The 19,808-nt window shown below is 59.4% G+C and carries 18 protein-coding genes and 2 pseudogenes; 4 read left to right on the forward strand and 16 right to left on the reverse strand.

Annotated elements, in window-relative coordinates:
- Window positions 1–14: 14 nt before the first annotated feature.
- The 4 genes and pseudogenes from ABLV04_RS22390 to ABLV04_RS22405 all read right to left on the reverse strand — a co-directional run.
- Window positions 15–971 (reverse strand): annotated as a pseudogene (locus tag ABLV04_RS22390) (MFS transporter); the annotation flags it as partial.
- Window positions 972–1,058: 87 nt separating this feature from the next.
- Window positions 1,059–2,069: a hypothetical protein gene (locus ABLV04_RS22395; RefSeq protein ID WP_227665980.1), complete on the reverse strand. Its 1,011-nt coding sequence runs from the start codon at window positions 2,067–2,069 to the stop codon at window positions 1,059–1,061.
- 415 nt (window positions 2,070–2,484) lie between these two features.
- Window positions 2,485–4,101 (reverse strand): peptide ABC transporter substrate-binding protein, encoded by a 1,617-nt coding sequence (locus tag ABLV04_RS22400; RefSeq protein WP_048335009.1) that lies wholly within the window; start codon window positions 4,099–4,101, stop codon window positions 2,485–2,487.
- Window positions 4,098–4,216 (reverse strand): annotated as a pseudogene (locus ABLV04_RS22405) (hypothetical protein). Before ABLV04_RS22405 ends, ABLV04_RS22400 begins: the two are co-directional and overlap by 4 nt.
- Window positions 4,217–4,288: 72 nt before the next feature.
- On the opposite strand from ABLV04_RS22405, the gene mpaA reads away from it, so the two are divergent.
- The gene (mpaA, locus tag ABLV04_RS22410; protein WP_147733783.1) at window positions 4,289–4,996 is read left to right on the forward strand and encodes a murein tripeptide amidase MpaA; all 708 of its coding nucleotides are present in this window, start codon (window positions 4,289–4,291) and stop codon (window positions 4,994–4,996) included.
- On the opposite strand, the gene ycjG is transcribed toward mpaA, so the two are convergent.
- Complete coding sequence (gene ycjG / locus ABLV04_RS22415) at window positions 4,993–5,958, reverse strand: L-Ala-D/L-Glu epimerase (protein WP_048297345.1); 966 nt, start codon at window positions 5,956–5,958, stop codon at window positions 4,993–4,995. The two genes, mpaA and ycjG, sit on opposite strands and share 4 nt — an antisense overlap.
- A 102-nt stretch (window positions 5,959–6,060) precedes the next feature.
- Here ycjG and tpx point away from each other — a divergent pair, with 102 nt between their 5' ends.
- A complete protein-coding gene (gene tpx, locus ABLV04_RS22420; protein ID WP_008805229.1) occupies window positions 6,061–6,567 on the forward strand; it encodes a thiol peroxidase in 507 nt (168 codons plus the stop codon).
- 70 nt (window positions 6,568–6,637) lie between these two features.
- On the opposite strand, the gene ABLV04_RS22425 is transcribed toward tpx, so the two are convergent.
- From ABLV04_RS22425 to ABLV04_RS22435, 3 genes are all read right to left on the reverse strand, one after another.
- Window positions 6,638–7,690 (reverse strand): AbrB family transcriptional regulator, encoded by a 1,053-nt coding sequence (locus tag ABLV04_RS22425; RefSeq protein ID WP_023289363.1) that lies wholly within the window; start codon window positions 7,688–7,690, stop codon window positions 6,638–6,640.
- Between the two features lie 101 nt (window positions 7,691–7,791).
- The gene (tyrR, locus tag ABLV04_RS22430; protein ID WP_023289362.1) at window positions 7,792–9,333 is read right to left on the reverse strand and encodes a transcriptional regulator TyrR; all 1,542 of its coding nucleotides are present in this window, start codon (window positions 9,331–9,333) and stop codon (window positions 7,792–7,794) included.
- A gap of 172 nt (window positions 9,334–9,505) precedes the next feature.
- Window positions 9,506–10,819 (reverse strand): 6-phospho-beta-glucosidase, encoded by a 1,314-nt coding sequence (locus ABLV04_RS22435; protein WP_180265685.1) that lies wholly within the window; start codon window positions 10,817–10,819, stop codon window positions 9,506–9,508.
- A gap of 143 nt (window positions 10,820–10,962) precedes the next feature.
- Between ABLV04_RS22435 and ABLV04_RS22440 the strand changes: the two genes are divergently transcribed.
- The gene (locus tag ABLV04_RS22440; protein ID WP_223825673.1) at window positions 10,963–11,832 is read left to right on the forward strand and encodes a LysR substrate-binding domain-containing protein; all 870 of its coding nucleotides are present in this window, start codon (window positions 10,963–10,965) and stop codon (window positions 11,830–11,832) included.
- Window positions 11,833–11,931: 99 nt separating this feature from the next.
- Here the strand turns inward: ABLV04_RS22440 and ABLV04_RS22445 are convergent, their stop codons facing one another.
- The 6 genes from ABLV04_RS22445 to pspA form a co-directional block, all read right to left on the reverse strand.
- The gene (locus ABLV04_RS22445; RefSeq protein ID WP_023289359.1) at window positions 11,932–12,993 is read right to left on the reverse strand and encodes a YcjF family protein; all 1,062 of its coding nucleotides are present in this window, start codon (window positions 12,991–12,993) and stop codon (window positions 11,932–11,934) included.
- A complete protein-coding gene (locus tag ABLV04_RS22450) occupies window positions 12,990–14,387 on the reverse strand; it encodes a YcjX family protein (RefSeq protein ID WP_032452561.1) in 1,398 nt (465 codons plus the stop codon). Before ABLV04_RS22450 ends, ABLV04_RS22445 begins: the two co-directional genes overlap by 4 nt.
- A 102-nt stretch (window positions 14,388–14,489) precedes the next feature.
- Window positions 14,490–14,708: a phage shock protein PspD gene (gene pspD / locus ABLV04_RS22455; protein ID WP_002901915.1), complete on the reverse strand. Its 219-nt coding sequence runs from the start codon at window positions 14,706–14,708 to the stop codon at window positions 14,490–14,492.
- 28 nt (window positions 14,709–14,736) lie between these two features.
- The gene (gene pspC, locus ABLV04_RS22460; RefSeq protein WP_004203911.1) at window positions 14,737–15,096 is read right to left on the reverse strand and encodes an envelope stress response membrane protein PspC; all 360 of its coding nucleotides are present in this window, start codon (window positions 15,094–15,096) and stop codon (window positions 14,737–14,739) included.
- The gene (gene pspB / locus ABLV04_RS22465; RefSeq protein WP_147733781.1) at window positions 15,096–15,320 is read right to left on the reverse strand and encodes an envelope stress response membrane protein PspB; all 225 of its coding nucleotides are present in this window, start codon (window positions 15,318–15,320) and stop codon (window positions 15,096–15,098) included. Before pspB ends, pspC begins: the two co-directional genes overlap by 1 nt.
- A gap of 55 nt (window positions 15,321–15,375) precedes the next feature.
- A complete protein-coding gene (pspA, locus tag ABLV04_RS22470; RefSeq protein ID WP_004203910.1) occupies window positions 15,376–16,044 on the reverse strand; it encodes a phage shock protein PspA in 669 nt (222 codons plus the stop codon).
- 152 nt (window positions 16,045–16,196) lie between these two features.
- On the opposite strand from pspA, the gene pspF reads away from it, so the two are divergent.
- Window positions 16,197–17,186, forward strand: coding sequence for a phage shock protein operon transcriptional activator (gene pspF, locus ABLV04_RS22475; RefSeq protein WP_162823499.1), 990 nt, complete (start codon window positions 16,197–16,199; stop codon window positions 17,184–17,186).
- Here pspF and ABLV04_RS22480 read toward each other — a convergent pair.
- Together ABLV04_RS22480 and ABLV04_RS22485 are read right to left on the reverse strand one after the other, a co-directional pair.
- On the reverse strand, window positions 17,177–18,568 hold the full coding sequence (locus tag ABLV04_RS22480) for an MFS transporter (RefSeq protein ID WP_178944436.1): 1,392 nt from the start codon (window positions 18,566–18,568) through the stop codon (window positions 17,177–17,179). The genes pspF and ABLV04_RS22480 overlap by 10 nt on opposite strands.
- Before the next feature lie 25 nt (window positions 18,569–18,593).
- On the reverse strand, window positions 18,594–19,763 hold the full coding sequence (locus tag ABLV04_RS22485; protein ID WP_064158318.1) for a M20 aminoacylase family protein: 1,170 nt from the start codon (window positions 19,761–19,763) through the stop codon (window positions 18,594–18,596).
- Window positions 19,764–19,808: the final 45 nt, after the last annotated feature.

Genomic DNA, 19,808 nt, shown 5'->3' on the forward strand with positions numbered 1-19,808 from the left:
ATTTGTGATTTGACTTATGCATCCAGCTCATTAATCGGCGTGCGCTGAGATGAGCTGATTTTGGCAGAGAGCAGAAAAGTCGCCCCTGCCGCCGCCAGCAGTAACAGACCGCTCAGTGCAAAATTGCTGCGCCATCCCAGACTATCAAACACCAGGCCGCCTGCCGTTGACCCGAGGGCAATCGATAGCTGGATCACGGCGACCATCAGACCACCGCCCGCCTCCGCATCCTCGGGCAGCGTCCGCGCAATCCACATCCACCAGCCGGTGGGTGCGGCCGTCGCCAGCAGGCCCCACAGGCTTAACAGTACGGCGACTGATCCCGGGTGGCGTCCGGCCAGCAGAAGCGTTCCGGCAATCGCGGCCATGACCAAAGGGATAGCCACCAGCGTCGGATAAAACCGGGCGTTCAGCGCGCTCGAAATAAGCAGCGTGCCGACAAAACCGGCGGTACCCATCGCCAGCAATATCAGGGACAGACCAGAGGAACTGACTCGGGTCACGGTCTCCAGAAACGGTCGCACATAGGTAAATAAGGTAAACTGCCCCATAAAAAACAGCCCGCAGGCCAGCAATCCAAGGAATACCGTCGAGCGGCGGAACAGACCCAGCACGGTTCCCTGCGGCTGTGGTGCGCGCTGGCTTTTCATCGACGGCAGGCTAACGCATTGCCAGACGAAGGCCACCATCGCCAGCGGGACGAGACATAAAAAGGCGCCGCGCCAGCCGACGGTGGCCCCCAGGTAGCTGCCCAGCGGCGCTGCCACAACGGTGGCCAGCGCGTTGCCGCCGTTAAAGATGGCCAATGCGCGGGGGACCTGACGTTGCGGCACCAGGCGAATGGCCGTTGCGGCCGACATAGACCAGAAGCCGCCGATGACGATCCCAATGAGCGCCCTGCCCAGCATATAAACTGGATAGCTGGACGCCAGGGCAATCATCATTCCCGAGACCGCCATCAGCGCCGTGAGCGCTAACCTGGATCGTGTTTAGAACTGTGGCAAGATGTACCTCTATCCGCACTAAATCAAGACTCAATATTCGCAGCCTTACGTGAGTCAGCCTCCCTGTGGAACCGGCTTTTTTAATATATCGTTAGCATTTTCAATGGGAAAACGGATATATCCTTCTTTTTTTCCACATTTTACCACTTCCACATTAATTTTATTCCCTCTAATATAGATAACACGGTAACTATCAGATGTTTCAGCGAGATACCTCGCATCTTTCCCTAACTCTGGAATCGTCCAGTACTTATTATTGCATTGAAAAGAGCTCCTGGTATCATAAGAATAAATCTTTTTGGTCACAGCATTAAATAACCAACCTGCGCTACCCAAATAAGAAATATAACTAATGCTAAAAAAAACGCAAGATAAACAAAGTATCGAATAATGAATCATCGAAGGCACTTTAATTTTTCTTATCCTGAATAAATCTGTTGTACTTTCTAAAATCATCCCCCCCACGTGGGAAGTAATCAAAAAAAATGGAATGGCAAACAGAATCGAGAATGACCAACTAATATAAGGAACTTTAGCGATATCAACATCAAAAAACTCTTTAACAAAACCATTTGCAATCATCTTAGAAAAAAACAATATAATCGAGAACACAATAAAAAGGATTTTATTTATTATTTTGACTATCTTTTCTTTTACTCTTGACATACACAAAAAATAATAATTAACAAACAAGAAAGTAAAATAGCCTGTTGAAATGGCTAAGAGAGTAAGACCATAATTCAAATCACTCCCTGAAAATACTATTGAGCCTGATACAAAAAAAACCAGGATTAGTACCATCGAGTCTGTAATAATTCTTTTTAGCTTACCTCTTCGTCCGGGAAAGACACCTTTTATTTTCTTTTTCTCACTAGTTGCAAAGGTCGGAACAGAGTAGAAATTTATAATATATGTGGAAATTAATAACATACCAGTAAATGTTATGATGATGAATAGATCAGTTTCGGGATGCTTCCTGGCATAGATCAAACTAAACAGGATGGCCAGCAATAGATTAAAACCAATCACTAATAGCATAGGTATTGAGCGAAGTATGTTTGCCATCATTAATTTCCTTCTTTAACAAAGATTATTTCAGACAGTTATAACAGAAATAGTTTCCCCTCGTCTATTCTATGGTGCTACCGAACATACCGGACATATGAAATCAATGTACATTGTTAGTAATTCAGGATTACAGAAAACTGGTATTTTCACTTAAGTCGATCTTCGGTGCAACCAGTTACTGAACATATAATATGCAAAGGACAGCTTTTTTATATATTTCGAACATCGAATATTATTTAGTTCTGGTTCATCATTATAGGAAATGACGATATAAATTTTAAGTTCTGGCAAAGCTTAAAGCACCAAATTCTCAATTGGCTGATTAACTTATTAATAAATAACTGGCGCCGCAAGCCGCGCCAGTTCTGGGTTTATACGTGGTTACGTGGCGTAATCAGGAAACCAGTACCGATCAGTGCTTCACGATATACATGGTACGGCTATAGGCCACATCTTCCGGGTTGGTGATCGGATAGCCTTTCAGCCACGGCTTAATCAGCCGACCGTTGGTGTACTGGTAGATCGGCGCAATCGGCGCTTTGACCATAATGATCTTCTCCGCCGCGTTGTAATCGTCGTTACGCGCTTTGGCTGAATTTTCCACCGCCGCCTGCGCGAGGATTTTATCGTATGCCGGATCGTTAAAGCGGGAGATATTTCCGCTGTGGGTGGAGGTCAGCAGCGACAGGAAGGTGGACGGCTCGTTGTAATCCCCTACCCACGAGGCGCGGATCACATCGAAATTGCCGGTGTTGCGGCTGTCGATATAGGTTTTCCACTCCTGATTCTGCAGCTTCACTTCCACGCCGAGGTTCTTCTTCCACATCGACGCCACCGCGATGGCAATCTTCTGGTGGTTCTCAGAGGTGTTATACAGCAGCGTCAGCTTCAGCGGGCGATTCGGGCCATAGCCGGCGGCAGCCAACAGGGCTTTCGCCTGAGCGTTAAGCTCGGCCTGACTCATGCTCTCAAACTGCGACGGCTGCGGCGTGAAGCCCGCCGTTACGTCCGGGGTAAAGCGCCAGGCCGGTTTTTCCCCGGTCCCCAGCACCTTCTCCGCCATCACCCGGCGATCGATGGTCATACTCAGCGCCAGTCGCACCCGCTCGTCCGCCGTCGGCCCTTTTTGGGTATTAAAGGCGTAATAGTAGGTGCCCAGCTGCGGCGGGGTATACACCTGCCCCGGAATATCCTTCAGCAGCTTCTGATACATATTTTTCGGGAAAGATTCGGTGATATCGATATCGCCGGCCAGATAGCGTTTGGTGGCGGCGGACTCCTGGTTGATCGGCACAAAGGTGACCTGCTGGATCACCGTTTTGGCGTTATCCCAGTAGTGGGTGTTGGGTACCACTACCAGCTTTTCATTCACGACGCGATCTTTCAGAACATAGGCGCCATTGCCCACCAGGCTGCCGGGCCGCGTCCAGTTTGCCCCGCTGTCGACGTTCGCCTTTTGTACCGGGTAGAAGGCAAAGCTGGCGGTCAGGTTGCTGAACCACGGCAGCGGCTTATCCAGCTGCACCCGCAGAGTGTGGGCGTCGACGGCGGTGACCCCCAGGGTCTCCGGCGCGGCTTTGCCGTCAATGATGTTCTGCGCGTTGGCGATCCCCGCCAGCGCGGCAAACCAGGCGAACGGCGAGGTGGTTTTCGGGTCCACCAGACGCCGCCAGCTATAGACGAAGTCCTCAGCGGTGACCGGCGTGCCATCGGACCAGCGGGCGTTATCGCGCAGGGTAAAGGTCCAGACGCGGTTATCGTTGCTCTGCCAGCGGGTCGCCACGCCCGGGATCAGGTTGCCTTTCGCATCCTGATTGACTAAACCTTCAAACAGATCGCGGATCACCTGAATTTCCGGCAGGCCCACCGCTTTAGCGGGATCTAACGAGGCGGGTTCATCTTTGATATGGCGCACTAACAGCTGGTTTTTCGCCAGTACCGTGCCCGGCGGTACGTCCGCCGCCCAGGCCAGAGAAGATACGCTGGCTAACCACAGCGCGCCGCATGTCAAAGCGACAGGATACTTCATAAGATCCCCTTTAAAATGAGAAAAAAACACCGCCAACAGAGCGATAATTATTTGTTTCATCACCTGAAATTGCAAACAACATATGATAGAAAATTGATGTGCCGTCGGATTTCACGCCTCAGGGAATGGGTTTGATTCCAACACGCTTTTCGCCAACACTACATAATAACGACACACAGGAAGCCCTATGTCTATTTCACGTCCTCGCCCGCAGCGCGGCGACTTTCCGCCGGGGACCCGGCAGTACGGCAGCTCGGAACTGGGCGCGCCGCTGCTGTGGTTTCCTGCGCCGATGGCCGACAGCCGCAGCGGCCTGATTATTGCCGGCACCCACGGCGATGAGAATTCGTCGATTGTGACCCTCTCCTGCGCCCTGCGCACCCTGAAGCCGGAGCTGCGCCGCCACCACGTGGTGCTGACGGTCAATCCTGACGGCTGTCAGCTCGGGCTGCGCGCCAACGCCCGCGGCGTTGACCTCAACCGTAACTTTCCGGCCGCTAACTGGAGACAAGGGGAAACGGTGTACCGCTGGAACAGCGCGGCGACGGAACGAGACGTGGTGTTATTGACCGGCGAACAGCCGGGCTCGGAGCGAGAGACCCAGGCCCTGTGTCAGTTGATCCATCAGATCCATCCGGCGTGGGTGATCTCCTTTCACGATCCGCTGGCCTGCATCGAAGACCCGGGACACAGCCCGCTGGGACACTGGCTGGCCGACGCCTTCTCACTACCGCTGGTCGGCAGCGTGGGCTACGACACCCCAGGTTCCTTTGGCAGCTGGTGCGCTGATATCGGACTCCCCTGCATTACCGCTGAGTTCCCGCCGGTCTCCGCCGACGAGGCAACCGAGCGTTACCTGCCGGCGATGACCGACCTGCTGCGCTGGCAGGCTTAAAGATGAAGCACGCCGGTGCTGAACCGCAGCGCCGGCTCGACATCCACCGCCAGCCATGTCGGGCCGTCGAGGTCGGCGAAGCGCGCCAGCGGCGCCAGGGGTAGCGCGGCGGCGATCCCGCGCGAGGTGCAGAGCATACAGCCCAGCATCCGTCCAAAGCCCTGTCGTTCTGCCTCCTCGGCGAGGGCCAGCGCTTCGGTCAGGCCGCCCGTTTTGTCCAGTTTGATATTGACCATCTCATAGCGTCCGCGCAGCCTGGGCAGGCTCTCCCGGGTATGGCAGCTCTCGTCGGCGCAAATCGGCAGCGGATGGACGAAATTTTCCAGCGCCGCATCGGCGTCGGCAGGGAGCGGCTGCTCAAGCATCGCCACGCCGAGGTCCGCCAGCAGCTGGCAGCGCGCCGCCAGCCCCTCGCTGTGCCAGGATTCATTGGCGTCGACAATCAGCGTAGCCTCCGGCGCCGCCTGACGGATAGCGATTAACCGCTCGCTGATCAGCCGGTCGTCGAGCTTCACCTTCAACAGCTGAGCGCCCTTCTGCCACAGCGCCGCGGCGCTGGCCGCCATCTGATCCGCCGTGCCAATGACCACCGTCTGGGCGGTGATCACCCGGTTTGGCAACGTCACTCCGAGCAGCTGGGGCAAGGTTTTGCCTTCGCGCCGCGCCTGCAGATCCCACAGGGCGCAGTCAATGGCATTGCGCGCGGCGCCTGCCGGCAGCAGCCGCTGCAGCTGTTCGCGGGTAAGTCCCGCCTCCAGCTGCTCGCCGATCGCCATCACCTGGGCCATGACCGAAGCGATGCTCTCGCCATAGCGGGGATACGGGGTGCATTCCCCCACCCCTTTCACACCGTCCTCTTCCAGTTCCACCACCACCACTTTTGCCTCGCTGCGGCTGCCGCGGGCGATCACAAAGGGGGTGTGGAGCGGCCAGGCTTCCTCATACACTCGCACGTTGCGCATTCCCTTGTCCTCTCTGGTAAATGTTAAATAGGGTTTGCCGTGTAGCTGGCGGATGTCATACACTACTCCCGACGTTAACTATATGTAAACAGGAAGATAACCATGTCACAAACCGTGCATTTCCAGGGCAACCCCGTTTCTGTTCAGGGCACCATTCCGCAGGCAGGCGCTAAAGCGCAGCCGTTTACGCTGGTCGCCAAAGATCTCTCTGACGTCGCGCTGAGCCAGTACGCCGGCAAACGTAAAGTACTGAATATTTTCCCGAGCATTGATACCGGCGTGTGCGCCGCATCAGTGCGTAAATTCAACCAGCTGGCCGCTGAACTGGACAACACCGTGGTGCTGTGCATTTCCGCTGACCTGCCGTTCGCCCAGTCCCGCTTCTGCGGCGCGGAAGGCCTGAGCAACGTGGTGACCCTTTCCACGCTGCGCGGCGCCTCGTTCCTCGCTGACTACGGCGTCGCCATCGCCGCCGGTCCGCTGGCGGGCCTGGCCGCTCGCGCGGTGGTCGTTATCGATGAAAACGATCAGGTTGTCTACAGCCAGCTGGTGAACGAAATCACCGAAGAGCCGGACTACGACGCCGCGCTGGCCGCCCTGAAAGCCTGATAACAGACTGCCTGGGGGCATCGCGCCTGCGGACATGCTATGTACTCAGCCCTCGCTCTGCGGGGGCTTTTTATTGCCGCGGCGCATAGCGGGAAATAGCCCGCGCCATCGCCGGGCCGGTCAGCAGGATGGTAAACAGCCGCAGCGTCTGAAGCGCCATAATAAACGACATATCCGCCCGGGTGCCGGCGGCGATAATCGCCACCGTGTCGAGTCCGCCAGGGCTGGTGGCCAGATAGGCGGTCATGAAATCCATCTGCAGAATGTGGGTCAGGCCGAGTGCCATCAGGGCGCACATCAGGATCAGCCCAAGAATGGAGGCGATAATCTGCGGCAGCGTCTTCAGGGCCAACAGAAACACCGCCTTGTTAAACTGCAGTCCCACCGTCCAGCCCAGCACCGCGTAGGCCATCGCCAGCAGCCACTCCGGCAGCTCCAGCATCACCCAGCCGCCCCCCTGGGCCAGCGCGCCGAGCAGCATCGGCAGCAGCATGGCGCCGGAAGGAATGCGCAGCCGCACGCCCAGCCAGCAGCCCGCCGCTGTCAGCAGCAGCGTTAAAGGGAAATGAAGGGTCAACGGTGGAAACCAGACGATAGCCTGGCTCATTGTTTGCGCCTCGTTGCCCAGGGCATAGCGCACCACCAGCGCCGCCGCGCCGACGACAAACAGCACTCGCAGATACTGCATCAGCGCCACCAGGCGTACATCAGCCCCGTACTCCTGAGCCATCACTACCATTGCCGACGCCCCGCCGGGAGAGCTTCCCCAGGCGCCGGTGGCGCCCGGCAGCGCGCTGTAGCGGACCAGCAGCCAGCCGGTGAGGCCGCTGATCGCCAGGGTCGTTAACAGGATCGCCAGCACCAGCGCCCAGTTGTTGAACAGCACGCCAAAAACGGAGGGGTTAATGGCGCGGGCGATCATACAGCCGACGATAGCCTGAGCCGCCAGATAACAGGCGCGGGGGATCCTCAGCTTCACCCCGCGCAGGCTCAAAATGAGACCGGCAATCAGCGGCCCCAGCAGCAGCGCTGCCGGCAGATGAATGCGTAACAGCAGCGAGGAAAAGAGAATTGAGAGCAGCAGCAATGTCAGCCATTGCCCGATCGCGCGACGCGACGCCAATATGCACCACCCCGGAAAAAGGATTAAAAAACCAGTATATACAGGTTTAGCCCGCTTTGCAGGCCGGGATACCGGCGACGAGCGTCGCCGGCGTTCAGCGATTATTCGTCGCCCTTTTTCTGACTCAAACCATATTCGCGCAGCTTATTGGCGATGGCGGTATGCGACACCCCCAGCCGCTTTGCCAGCTTACGGGTGCTGGGGTAGCTGCGATAGAGCTGGGTCAATACCGAGCGCTCAAAGCGGCGGGTAATATCGTCCAGCGATCCTTCCATGGCCTCCTCGCCCACCGGCAGCGAGGCGACGTCGTGGTCCGGCAGCAAAATATCCTGCGGACGCAGCTCGAATCCTTCCAGCTGGGTTAGCGCGCGATAAACGGCATTCTTCAGCTGGCGGACGTTGCCGGGCCAGCTGTAGCGGGTAAGCACCGTACTGAGATCGGCGGAGAGCTTCGGTCGGGGGATCCCCTGCTCATCGGCAAAGCGCGCCACGAACAGCTCGGTCAGCGGCATAATGTCCTGCGGGCAGTCGCGCAGCGGCGGCAGATACAGCGTCAGGACATTGAGGCGATAGTAAAGATCTTCCCGGAACAGCCCTTTCTGCACCAGCTCGACCAGGTTTTTCTGCGTCGCGCAGATCACCCGCACATCGACGTGCACTTCATGATCCTCGCCGACGCGGCGGAAGGTGCCGTCGTTGAGGAAGCGCAGCAGCTTGGTCTGCATTCGCGGCGACATCTCGCCAATTTCATCCAGCAGCACCGAGCCGCCGTTAGCTTGCTCGAAGAAGCCTTTTTTGCCCTGCAGCGCGTCACCGAACAGCTCGCTCTCAACGGCGTCCTCAGGAATGGAGCCGCAGTTGAGCGCCAGATAGGGTTTGCCCGCCCGCGGACTGGCCAGATGGCAGGCGTGCGCCAGCAGATCTTTACCCGTGCCGGTGTCGCCGACAATCAGCAGCGGCGCGCTGAGCATCGCCAGCTTACGCGCTTGCTCCACCACGTGGCGCATTTTCGGCCCCACCGCGAGGATCTGGCTGAAGGCGCTGGTGTCCTGGCTGGTCATGGTCTGCAGCTGGCGTCCCATGCGCACGGTTGAGCGCAGCATCGCCACGGCGCCGGTCAGCACTCGCTCGTTATGCTCCCCTTCCAGATAAACCGGGGTCACTTCCAGCAGGTAGTTCTGCCCATTCACCACCACATGCTCCGCCAGCGTCTCTTGCGGGCTGCTTTCCAGCCAGCGCTGGACGTTAAAATCGTCGATCAGTTGCGCCACCGGATGGTTGCGCAGCTTCGCCTGGCTTTGGCCAAACAGCAGGCAGCTGGCGGGGTTGGCCAGTTCGACCCTGCCTTTGGTATCCAGCGACAGCACCGGCTCCGGCATCGCCACCAGCAGCGCGCTCAGCGCCAGATGTTCACGCTCGGATGGCATCCACGGCACGGTGCGCACGTCTGTCACGCCGGCGATACGGCGGATCTCTGCCATCAGGCTGCTGAAGGTGGCGAACTCCAGTTCGGCAAAATTGAGGTAGATACGGCCAATAGGGTCAATATCGATACCACGCAGATCAATGCCGCGCAGCACCAGCAAATCGAGCAATTCACGAGTCAGACCGAGGCGGTCTTCACAAAAGACTTCAAGACGCATGGGAGTGTTCACCCTAAAAGTGCCAATGACCGGAGAATAATAGGCCAGGAATGGACTTTCGGGAAGCTAACTGTCAACAATTATTGACAGCATGGCGGAAAAATGGGCGTTGCGCCGTAAAGTCAGGCGGTCAGTGGTCAATTAACCGGCCATCCGGCCGGTTAATGGTGGGTTAAGCATGGAAGGCAGGCAGCCACTGGCGGTTATGGGCGATCACTTCATCCAACGCTTGTTCGAGCTTCTCGCCGCTGACAATCAGCGGATTCAGCACCAGCGCGCGCCACGCCGTATGGCGATTGCCGGTGATGGCGGCCTCGATGGTCAGCTGTTCGAAAGATTTCATCAGCTGCAGCAAACGCAGGGTATCGTCAGGGAACGGCGCCACGTTGAGGGGCAGCGGACCGGAAGCGGTGATCAGCGAGCTGACCTCCACCGCACAGTCATCCGGCAGGCCATTGATGGCGCCGTTGTTGCGCGTGTTGACGTGCATGATAATGCGCTTGTCATTGTAGATGGCATTCATCAGCTCGCAGGCCGCCTCGGAATAGTACTGACCGCCACGGCCCTCCAGCGCCTTCGGTTTAACCGCGAGGTGCGGGTCGCTGTACTGTTCAAACAAGGTTTTTTCCAGTTGCTTAACCACTTCGCCACGGGTCCCTTCGCCGCCCGCCTCCGCCAGCTCCTGACGCAGCAGATCGTCCTTCATGTAGTAATAACGCAGATAGGCGCAGGGGATCATGCCTAAGCCCTGCAGGAGATGCGACGGCCAACGGAACGGCGGAATGTTGCGCGGCACCAGCGGATCCCGACCGGCATTGATCTCGGCGATGACCTCCGGCAGCCACTCTTTTCCTTTGTGCAGGATCTGGCGCACGAAGATAAAGTGGTTCAGGCCGGCGACCTGCATCACTACCTCCTTTTCGTCAGCGCATTGCAGCAGGTTGGTCACCCCTTTTTGCATAATCACCGGCACATTACACAGGCCGACGGCTTTGATGCGACTGTGGCGCAGGATCGCTTCGGTCACCATCCCCGACGGGTTGGTAAAGTTCAGCAGCCAGGCGTCAGGGCAGAGTCGTTCCATATCGGCACCAATCGCCAGGGCGATGGGAATGGTACGGCAGGCATTGGCGAAGCCCCCAAGGCCGTTGGTCTCCTGGCCGATCAGGCCATACTTGAGGGAAATACGTTCATCGCTGATGCGGGCGTCAAGGCAGCCGGCGCGAAACTGCGAGCAGACGAAATCGGCATCGCGCAGGGCGCTCTCCCGATCCAGGGTAGCCACCACCTCGATGGTCAGCCCGGCTTTGGCGATCATTCGCCGCGCCAGTCCGGCGATGATCTCGACTTTCTCTCTGCCCTCTTCAATGTCCACCAACCATAGCGAAGCGACCGGCATCTCGTGATAGCGGTTAAGCAAACCTTCAATCAGTTCCGGGGTGTAGCTGGAGCCGCCGCCAATCACCACAATTTTGAGTCCTGACATGGTATACCTCGGTTTAGTTACGATATAACTATTTAAAACCGGCCAAACTGGCGTAACAAACGAATTAAATCGGCCTATGCATGAAGCAAATTAATGCATAAGGGAGACAACCTGTGCTTGAACAACAAAGCATCCTTGCGCTGCTGCAGACCTTTGAGGTGACCGCCCGCCATTTGAGTTTTACCCTCGCCGCGCATGAAATGAACCTGACCCAGGGGGCGGTCAGCCATCGGATCCGCAAGCTGGAGATGCATATCGGCTTTCGCCTGTTTATTCGCATGACGCGTAAACTGGCGCTGACGGAGGAAGGCAAACGCCTGCTGACGACGTTGAGCCATTCGCTGCGGGCGATTAACGATGAAATTGAGGATATTCGCGAACAGGATCTGCGCGGCACGCTGCATATTGGTATTGCGCCGACCCTGGCCCATCTTTGGCTGATGCCGCGTCTGCCCCGCTTCCAGGCCCAGTGGCCGGGACTAAATCTACAGTTTCGCGTCCGCGCCGGGGTGATGGATTTTAACGAGGAGCGGGTGGACCTCGCGATTTATTACGGCGCCACGCGCTATCCCGATCTTTATCAACAGCGGTTGATGGCGGAAAGTTTGCTGCCGGTCTGCTCTCCGGAGTATCGCCGGCAGTATCGCCCGCTGAGCGGCGGCGACGCGGCGGCGATCGTCTGGATCCATGCCTGCGAATCCACCGACGTGCAGGATCAGTTTGCCGAATGGCGCCTGTGGTGCCAGCAAAGCGGACAGGCGTTACCCTTTGACGGCCGGTATTACGCGGTGAACAACCACTCGCTGGCCATCGAGATGGCGCTGAATGGACTCGGGGTCGTGATGGGGCGTAAAACGCTGATCCAGCCGCTGCTCGCCACCGGGAGACTGGTAGCCTTGTCCGAAGACGAGGCGGAATCTCCCTTTGGCTATGATCTGATTTGTCCGCAGGAGAACCGCTCGCGCCCGCGCTTTCGCGCCTTCAGCGAGTGGCTGGCGGCGGAATGCGTATGACCGGACATTGCCCGCGGCGCGGCAGGTGCGCAAGCCTGGACTCGACCTCGCAGGCCGGGCAAGGCCAAACCGCCGCCCGGCGATGTCTCTGAGCGGAGGTTACTTCTCCGGACTGGTTTTGCTTTTCTGCAGGGTCTCTTTCAGCTGGCCAATCAGCTCGCGACGAAAATCGCCGAGCCGCGGTTTATCATCGGCGATCCACGGCAGCGGGCGGCACAGCTCCATCGCCTTGATACCAAGGCGGGCGGTAAGCAGACCGGCGCCGATGCCCTGCGCGGCGCGCGCCGACAGCCGGGCCGCCAGATCCTGCGACATCCAGTCCATGCCCACCTCGCGCACCAGTTCGCTGGCGCCGGCGAAAGCGATATTCAGCAGCACCAGGCGAAACAGACGCAGGCGGCTGTAATACCCCAGCTCAATGCCGTACAGGGTGGCAATTCGGTTGATCAGCCGCAGATTGCGCCAGGCGATAAACGCCATATCCACCAGCGCCAGCGGACTGACGGCGATCATCAGCGTCGACTCCGCCGCCGAACGGCTGATTTCCCGCCGCGCCTGGGCATCGAGCACCGGCTGCACCAGCTGGGCATAGAGGCTGACCACTTCCCGGTCGCTTTGCGTTTCGTGGATGGCGGCATACCAGCGCTGCAGCGCCGGATGCGACTGATCCAGACCCGCCTGCTGCGCCAGCTTCTCACAGAAGGATTTCGCTTTGCCAACCGCGTGACTGTGCAGCATATCGCGGGCTTCATCGCGTTCGTGGGCGCGCTGGCGCAGTCGCCACAGGCGGCGCCACTCGGTGGCCACCGATCCGACGCCGGCGCCGACGATCAGCGCCCCGGCAGCGCAGCCGCCCAGCGCTATCCAGTCCTGCGTCTGCCAGGCGTTGGCGGTCCACTGTACCCCTTGCGCCACGACGCTGACGCCGAAGATCGCCAGGCCAGCGCTGACCATCCGCCGCCACAGACTGCGTTTCGGCCGCAGCACCGATTCCACCACCGCCTCTGCCGCCCCCTCTTCCTCTTCGCCGGTCACCAGAAGCGCCGGCGCGAAGTTGTCGGCTTCCCGTCGGTCGAAGGCGCGGGCGCTTTTCAGCGGCGGCGTTTTTTCCGCCTGCAGCGGGCCATCAAAATCAATCCGCGGTTTTAACGGTTCGCTCATCGCAGTTTATCTCCAATCAAAAATTCCAGCGCCGCGTCGAGGCGAATGTGCGGCAAGGGCCGATCGACATCCATGACCTGCGGACGAAAGTTTTCAAACTGAAATCCCTGCTGCTGCCAGAAGGCCTGCCCCGGCAGGCGCGCCGGCACCTCGCCGGGATAGATGGTCAACGGCTGGCCGTCGCTCAGCCGATTGCCGCGCAGGGCGGGGATTTTCTCGCCGTTCAGCTCAATCAGCCCGCTCTGGGTCGCCTGAATGGACGCCAGCCCCAGGCAATCCATACTGATCCCCTCGAAGGCGGCATTCTGCCACGCGTCCTGGATCAGCTGCTGCAGGAGCGACACCATATTGCTGTGCTGATCCACCGTGACGTGGTCGGCTTTGGTGGCGGCGAACAGCAGCTTGTCGATGACCGGCGAAAACAGCCGGCGGAACAGGGTGCGCTGCCCGTAATGGAAGCTTTGCATCAGCTGGGTCAGCGCCAGGCGCATATCGTTAAACGCCTGCGGCCCGCTGTTCAGCGGCTGCAGGCAGTCCACCAGCACAATCTGTCGGTCGAAGCGCAGGAAGTGCTCTTTGTAGAACCCCTTCACCACTTTTTCGCAGTAGTACTTGTAGCGTTCGCGCAGCATGCCGGCGTTGCTGTGTTTATCGGCCTGCGCCAGCTTGGCTTCGCCAACGGCATCGACGTCAGGCCATGGGAAAAACTGTAGCGCCGGCGCGCCGGCCATTTCGCCGGGCAGGACAAAGCGTCCGGGCTGGATAAAGTGCAGCCCTTCACGCTTACAGGCGTGCAGATAATCCGTCCAGGCGGCGGCGATCTCGGCCAGCCGTGCCTCGTCGGCAGGGGCCAGCGGATCCAGCCCGGCGCACAACTGCCGCCAGCGGGTCGACCACTCCGCACGCTGTCCCTGCAGGAGTCCGGTCATCTGCCGCGACCAGCTCAGATAATCCTGCGCCAGCATCGGCAGATCGAGCAGCCACTCGCCCGGATAGTCGACGATCTCCAGGTACAGTGTGGAGGTGTCTTTAAAATGGCGCAGCAGGGAGTCGTTGGAACGGTAGCGCAGCGCGAGACGGATCTCGCTAACGCCGCGCGTCGGGGTTGGCCACATGGGGGGCTGGCCGTACAGCTGGGCCAGCCCTTCATCGTAGGTGAATCGCGGAATGCCGAAGTCCCGCTGCGGTACGCGCTTGACGCCGAGCAGTCGCTCTTCGCGCGCAGCGCTCAGCAGCGGCAGGCGGGCGCCGGTGTGAATATTCAGCAGTTGGTTGACCAGCGCGGTGATAAACGCCGTTTTGCCGCTGCGGCTCAGGCCGGTCACCGCCAGCCGTAAATGCCGGTCAACCCCGCGGTTGACCAGCGCATTCAATTCAGTTTTCAGTCGCTTCATCGCCAGTCCGTTATGCCCTGAAGGTGTGTCTCGTCATCATAAGCTATCTGCCGGGGATAAGCAGGAGAACGTTAATCCTTTTGCGCCTTCCCCACGACGGCGTTATTTCATCCCGCGCGTGACGCGGTTGGCCAGCCGGCTGAGCAGCGGCTCCAGCGCCACCGCCAGCAGCATTTTCAGCGGCCGTCGCGCGACCGATTTGACCGCCCAGCCGGCAACGCCCGCCGGGCCATAACGCAGCGCGGTCAGCAGCGCCAGCTTACCGACGATTTTCAGGCCGGGCTTAACCTGCTGCCCGGCGCGTTGCCATTTGCTATTCATGCGTTGCCTCACTCGTTAACAACAGGATTTACAGCTGACGAAAGCGGCTGCGCAGCGTGAAGGTGTCGGAGGTGACGTACCGTTCCATCTCACGCAGACGCTGTTCGCCGGAGGCCAGTTCGGCATCCACGGCGGCCAGCAGATCGCCATTGCTCGGCGCTTTGTGGCCGTAAAGCTCACTGTCCGGCATCGGGTCCAGGGCGAAGGTCAGAATGATGTAGGCCACCAGGACGAAGAAAAAGAGGCCAAAAATCATCGCCAGCACGGTAATCAGGCGCACCAGCTTCACCGGGACATCAAGATGCTGAGCAATACCCGCGCAGACGCCCTTGACCATCCCGCGCTGCGGGATACGCCATAGTTTTTTATTCAGATCCAGTCCAGCCATTATTGGTCTCTCCAGTTCGGATGTTCGGCATCCAGGATCGCTTCCAGCGCCTGAATGCGCTCGCGCATCCGCTTCGCGTCATCGGTCAACTGCAGCAGCCGTTGCTGCTCATTTTGCGTCAGCGTCCCGTTGGCGCCGCGATTGTTGTAGTGCAGCCACAGCCAGACCGGCAGAACAAACAGCACAAACAGCGTCAACGGAATGGCGAGAAAAAGCATGCTCATGTGTACTCCTTACAGGGGGTGAGCCGCGGCGCAACGCCGCGCCGCGCAATCGTACTTACTGGTTGGACTGATTCATTTTGGCTTTCAATGCCGCCAGCTGCTCGCTGATTTCATCGTCCGCTTTCAGTTCGGCAAACTGCTGATCCAGCGTCTGCTGCTTGCCAAAGCGGTGACTCTCCGCTTCCGCTTCCATCTGATCGATGCGACGTTCAAAGGATTCAAAGCGCGCCATCGCCTCATCCAGTTTACCGCTGTCCAGCTGGCGACGCACATCGCGGGACGAACTCGCCGCCTGATGTCGCAGCGCCAGCGCCTGCTGACGAGCGCGGGTTTCGCTGAGTTTGTTCTCCAGCTCGCCAATCTCTTTCTTCATGCGCGCCAGCGTTTCATCCACCAGCTGCACTTCGTGATCCAGCTGAGCAATAAGGTCGGTCAGCTTCTGTTTTTCGATCAGCGCCGCCCGGGCCAGATCCTCTTTCTCTTTGCGCAGGGCCAGCTCGGCCTTTTCCTGCCATTCCGCCTGCTGGGCGACCGCCTGCTCAATACGACGGGTCAGCTGTTTCTTTTCCGCCAGCGCGCGGGCCGACGTGGAACGTACCTCAACCAGCGTGTCTTCCATCTCCTGGATCATCAGACGCACCAGCTTTTGCGGGTCCTCGGCTTTCTCCAGCAGGGAGTTGATGTTGGCGTTCACGATGTCGGCAAAACGAGAAAAAATACCCATAATTTCAGTCCTCATAGTTCTGGTTGCAGGCATTCACCTGTGGCTTAGCTAATGCAAATGGCGTGCCAACTTTTTATCTTATTGATTTTAAACAGAGTGGTTGCGAAATAGGCAGGGCATTGCTACAGTCACCTGGTTAATCACACTACTTAATGGCGAAATTCATCATGGCGCAGTACAAGGATAATTTGCTGGGCGAGGCCAACAGCTTTCTCGAGGTGCTGGAACAGGTTTCAAGACTGGCTCCGCTGGACAAGCCGGTGCTGGTCATCGGCGAGCGCGGTACCGGGAAAGAGCTTATCGCCAACCGTCTGCACTACCTCTCCGCCCGCTGGCAGGGGCCGTTTATCTCGCTGAACTGCGCGGCGCTGAATGATAACCTGCTCGATTCGGAGCTGTTTGGCCACGAAGCCGGGGCCTTCACCGGCGCCAGCAAGCGCCATCCCGGACGCTTCGAGCGCGCCGACGGCGGGACGCTGTTTCTCGATGAGCTGGCGACGGCCCCGATGCTGGTGCAGGAGAAGCTGTTAAGAGTGATTGAATATGGCGAACTGGAGCGCGTGGGCGGCAGCCAGCCGCTGCAGGTCAACGTCCGGCTGGTGTGCGCCACCAACGCCGACCTGCCGCGGATGGTGGAGGAAGGCCATTTCCGCGCCGACCTGCTCGACCGTCTGGCCTTCGACGTGGTGCAGCTCCCGCCGCTGCGCGAACGGCAGAGCGACATCATGCTGCTCGCCAACCAGTTTGCCATTCAGATGTGCCGCGAGCTCGGTCTGCCGCTGTTTCCCGGCTTCAGCGAACGAGCCACCGCCACGCTGCTCGGCTACCGCTGGCCGGGAAATATTCGTGAACTGAAGAACGTCGTCGAGCGCTCGGTCTATCGCCACGGCGACAGCGAGCACGAGCTGGACGCCATTATCCTCAACCCTTTCCGTCAGACCGCCGCCTCCGTGCCGGAGGCCGCGTCCGGGGACGAACTGCCCGCCCTGCCGCTGGATCTCCGCGATTTTCAGCTACAGCAGGAAAAACGCCTGCTGCAGCGGAGTCTGGAGCAGGCGAAGTATCATCAGAAGCAGGCGGCGGAGCTGTTGGGGTTAACCTATCATCAGCTCCGCGCGCTGCTGAAAAAGCATCAGCTATGAGAGGCGCGCGGCAGCAGCAGCGCGCTCACCGCCATCGCCCCCAGGCATAAGGCGGCGTTGAACCACAGGGCATACTGGGCGGCATGGGCCATACCGAGCGGCAAAAACAGCGCGAAAAGTGACGCCGTCACGGCAATCCCCATCGCCCCACCCAGCGAGCTGCCCATCTTGTAGATCCCCGAGGCGACGCCAATTTTGTTCTCCGGCGCGTTGGCCACCGCCGTATCCGTTGACGGCGTGGCGTAGCAGCCCAGCCCAAGGCCGAACAGCACATTGCTGCCGAACACCACGCCAATATAGAGCGCCTTATCGAGAAAGGTGCAGGATATCAGGCCGATGGCGATGGCGGTCAGCACCGGGCCGGCCATCATCGGCAGCCGGGCGCCGTAGCGCTGCAGCAGCTTCTCGCCGACCCGGATCATCGCCAGGACGGTGACCAGATAGCCGAGGGTCATCATTCCACTCTCCAGCGGCGTCAGGTGGTGCCCCTGCTGCAGCCAGATGCTGGCGATCATCATGGTGCCAATCGCCCCGTTGAGCAGAAAGTTCGACAGCACCGCCGCGCCGTACGCCCGGTTGCGAAACAGCGCAAAATCGATCAGCGCCGCCTCGCCTTTGCGCAGCCCGCTGCGAATAAACACCGCGCCAGCGATCAGCGCCCCCGCCAGCATGCTCAACGACAGCGGACTGCTCCAGCCCCAGCCGTGGCCTTTGCTGATAAACAGATTCACCAGCACCAGCCCGGCGATAAGGCTCAGCAGGCCGCCAACGTCCAGCTTCTGCTGGCTGGCGCTGGCGCTGCGGCTCTCCGGCATGCCGCGCAGTAACGCCAGCGCCGCCAGGGCAACGGCGATGGAAAAGACAAAGATCCAGCGCCAGCCCAGGCCGGTGGCGATAGCTCCGCCGACGAAGGAGCACAGGCCGCTGCCGCCCCACGAGCCGATGACCCAGAAGCTGACCGCCCGCTGACGCGCGCGCCCCTGGTACCAGGTCTTAATCAGCGCCAGCGTCGCCGGCATAATGCACGCCGCCGACAGCCCCTGCAGCACCCGGCCGGCGAGGAACAGCCCCGGCCCCTGGGCCAGTACCAGCATGGCGCTGCCGGCGATGCTCAGCCCCAGCCCGAGGGTGGTCATTCGCATGCGGCCAAACTTGTCCGCCAGGCCGCCGCTGGCCACCACGAAACAGCCGCTGAACAGCGCGCTGAGGCTGACGGCCAGGGTTAAGGTCTCAAGAGAAATATCAAGACTGCTTTTCATCGCCGGCACGACGTTAATCACCGACTGGGCAAACAGCCAGAAGGTTAAAACGCTCAGCACAATCCCCACCAGCAGACGATCGCTGCCGACATAGGGGGTGTCGCTTACGGTGACAGTGCTCATTGCATGGCCCTCCCGTTTCCGGTGATTAACGCAGATAGTGTTCCGTCAGGCCGCACCACAGCGCCGCGCCGCTAAGCAACAGCGCGTCGTTGAAGTCATAGCCCGGGTTATGCACCATGCAGCGATCCGGCTCGTCGCCAGCGCCGATAGTGAAATAACTGCCGTGGGGGTGCTGCTCCAGCATGAAGGCGAAATCTTCACTGCCCATAAACGGCTTCACCTCGCCCACCTGCTCTGCGCCAAACAGCGCTGTGGCCACCTCCCGCACCATGGCGTTGGCCGCCGGATCGTTACGTAATACCGGGCTGCCGTTGACGTGGGTCAGCGTAGCCGTGGCGTTAAAGCTCTCCGCCTGAGCCACGGCAATATCATGGATCCGCTGCAGCACGGTCTCGCGTACCTGCTCATTGAGGGTGCGCACCGTGAGCTTCATCAACACATGATCGTTAATGATATTGGGCGCATGTCCGGCCTGGATGCTGCCGACGGTCACGACCGCTGGCTCAAACGGGGTGATATTGCGCGAGACGATGGACTGCAGCGCGAGGGTAATATGGCAGGCCACCAGCGTGGCATCCACCGTATGCTCCGGTACCGCGCCGTGGCCGCCAACGCCCTTCACTTCAATATGCAGCGTATCGGAGGAGGCCATCATCGCCCCGTCGCGCAGACCAATTTTACCCAGCGGCTGACCCGGCATATTGTGCAGGCCAAAGATGGCGTCGCAGGGAAACTGGTCAAACAGACCGTCCTCGACCATCACCCGCCCGCCGTACAGCAACTCTTCCGCGGGCTGGAAAATCAGCTGCAGCGTCCCGTTAAACTGGCGGGTGCGCGCCAGATATTCAGCCGCGTAGAGCAGCGTGGTGGTGTGCCCGTCATGGCCGCAGCCGTGAAAGCGCCCGTCAACCTGGCTTGCCCACGGCTTCCCGCTCCGCTCCTGCATCGGCAGGGCATCCATATCCGCCCGCAGGCCGAGGCGTTTTTCCCCGTGGCCGACGCGCAGCGTACCCACCACCCCGGTGCCCGCCAGGCCGCGATGAACCTCGTATCCCCATTCGCCAAGCAGTCGGGCGACCTCGCTGCTGGTCTGATGCTCTTCAAAGCCGATCTCCGGCTGCTGGTGGAACCGGCGACGTAAGGCAATAAATTGCGCCTCGTTGACCTGCAAGGCTTCAAGCAACGGATGTGTCATTTTTGTTATTCCTGTGTTGTGTTTGCACGACACTTTCGAGTTTAT

This window comes from Klebsiella sp. JN_Kp127 (assembly GCF_040062505.1).
Classification (GTDB): domain Bacteria; phylum Pseudomonadota; class Gammaproteobacteria; order Enterobacterales; family Enterobacteriaceae; genus Klebsiella; species Klebsiella quasipneumoniae.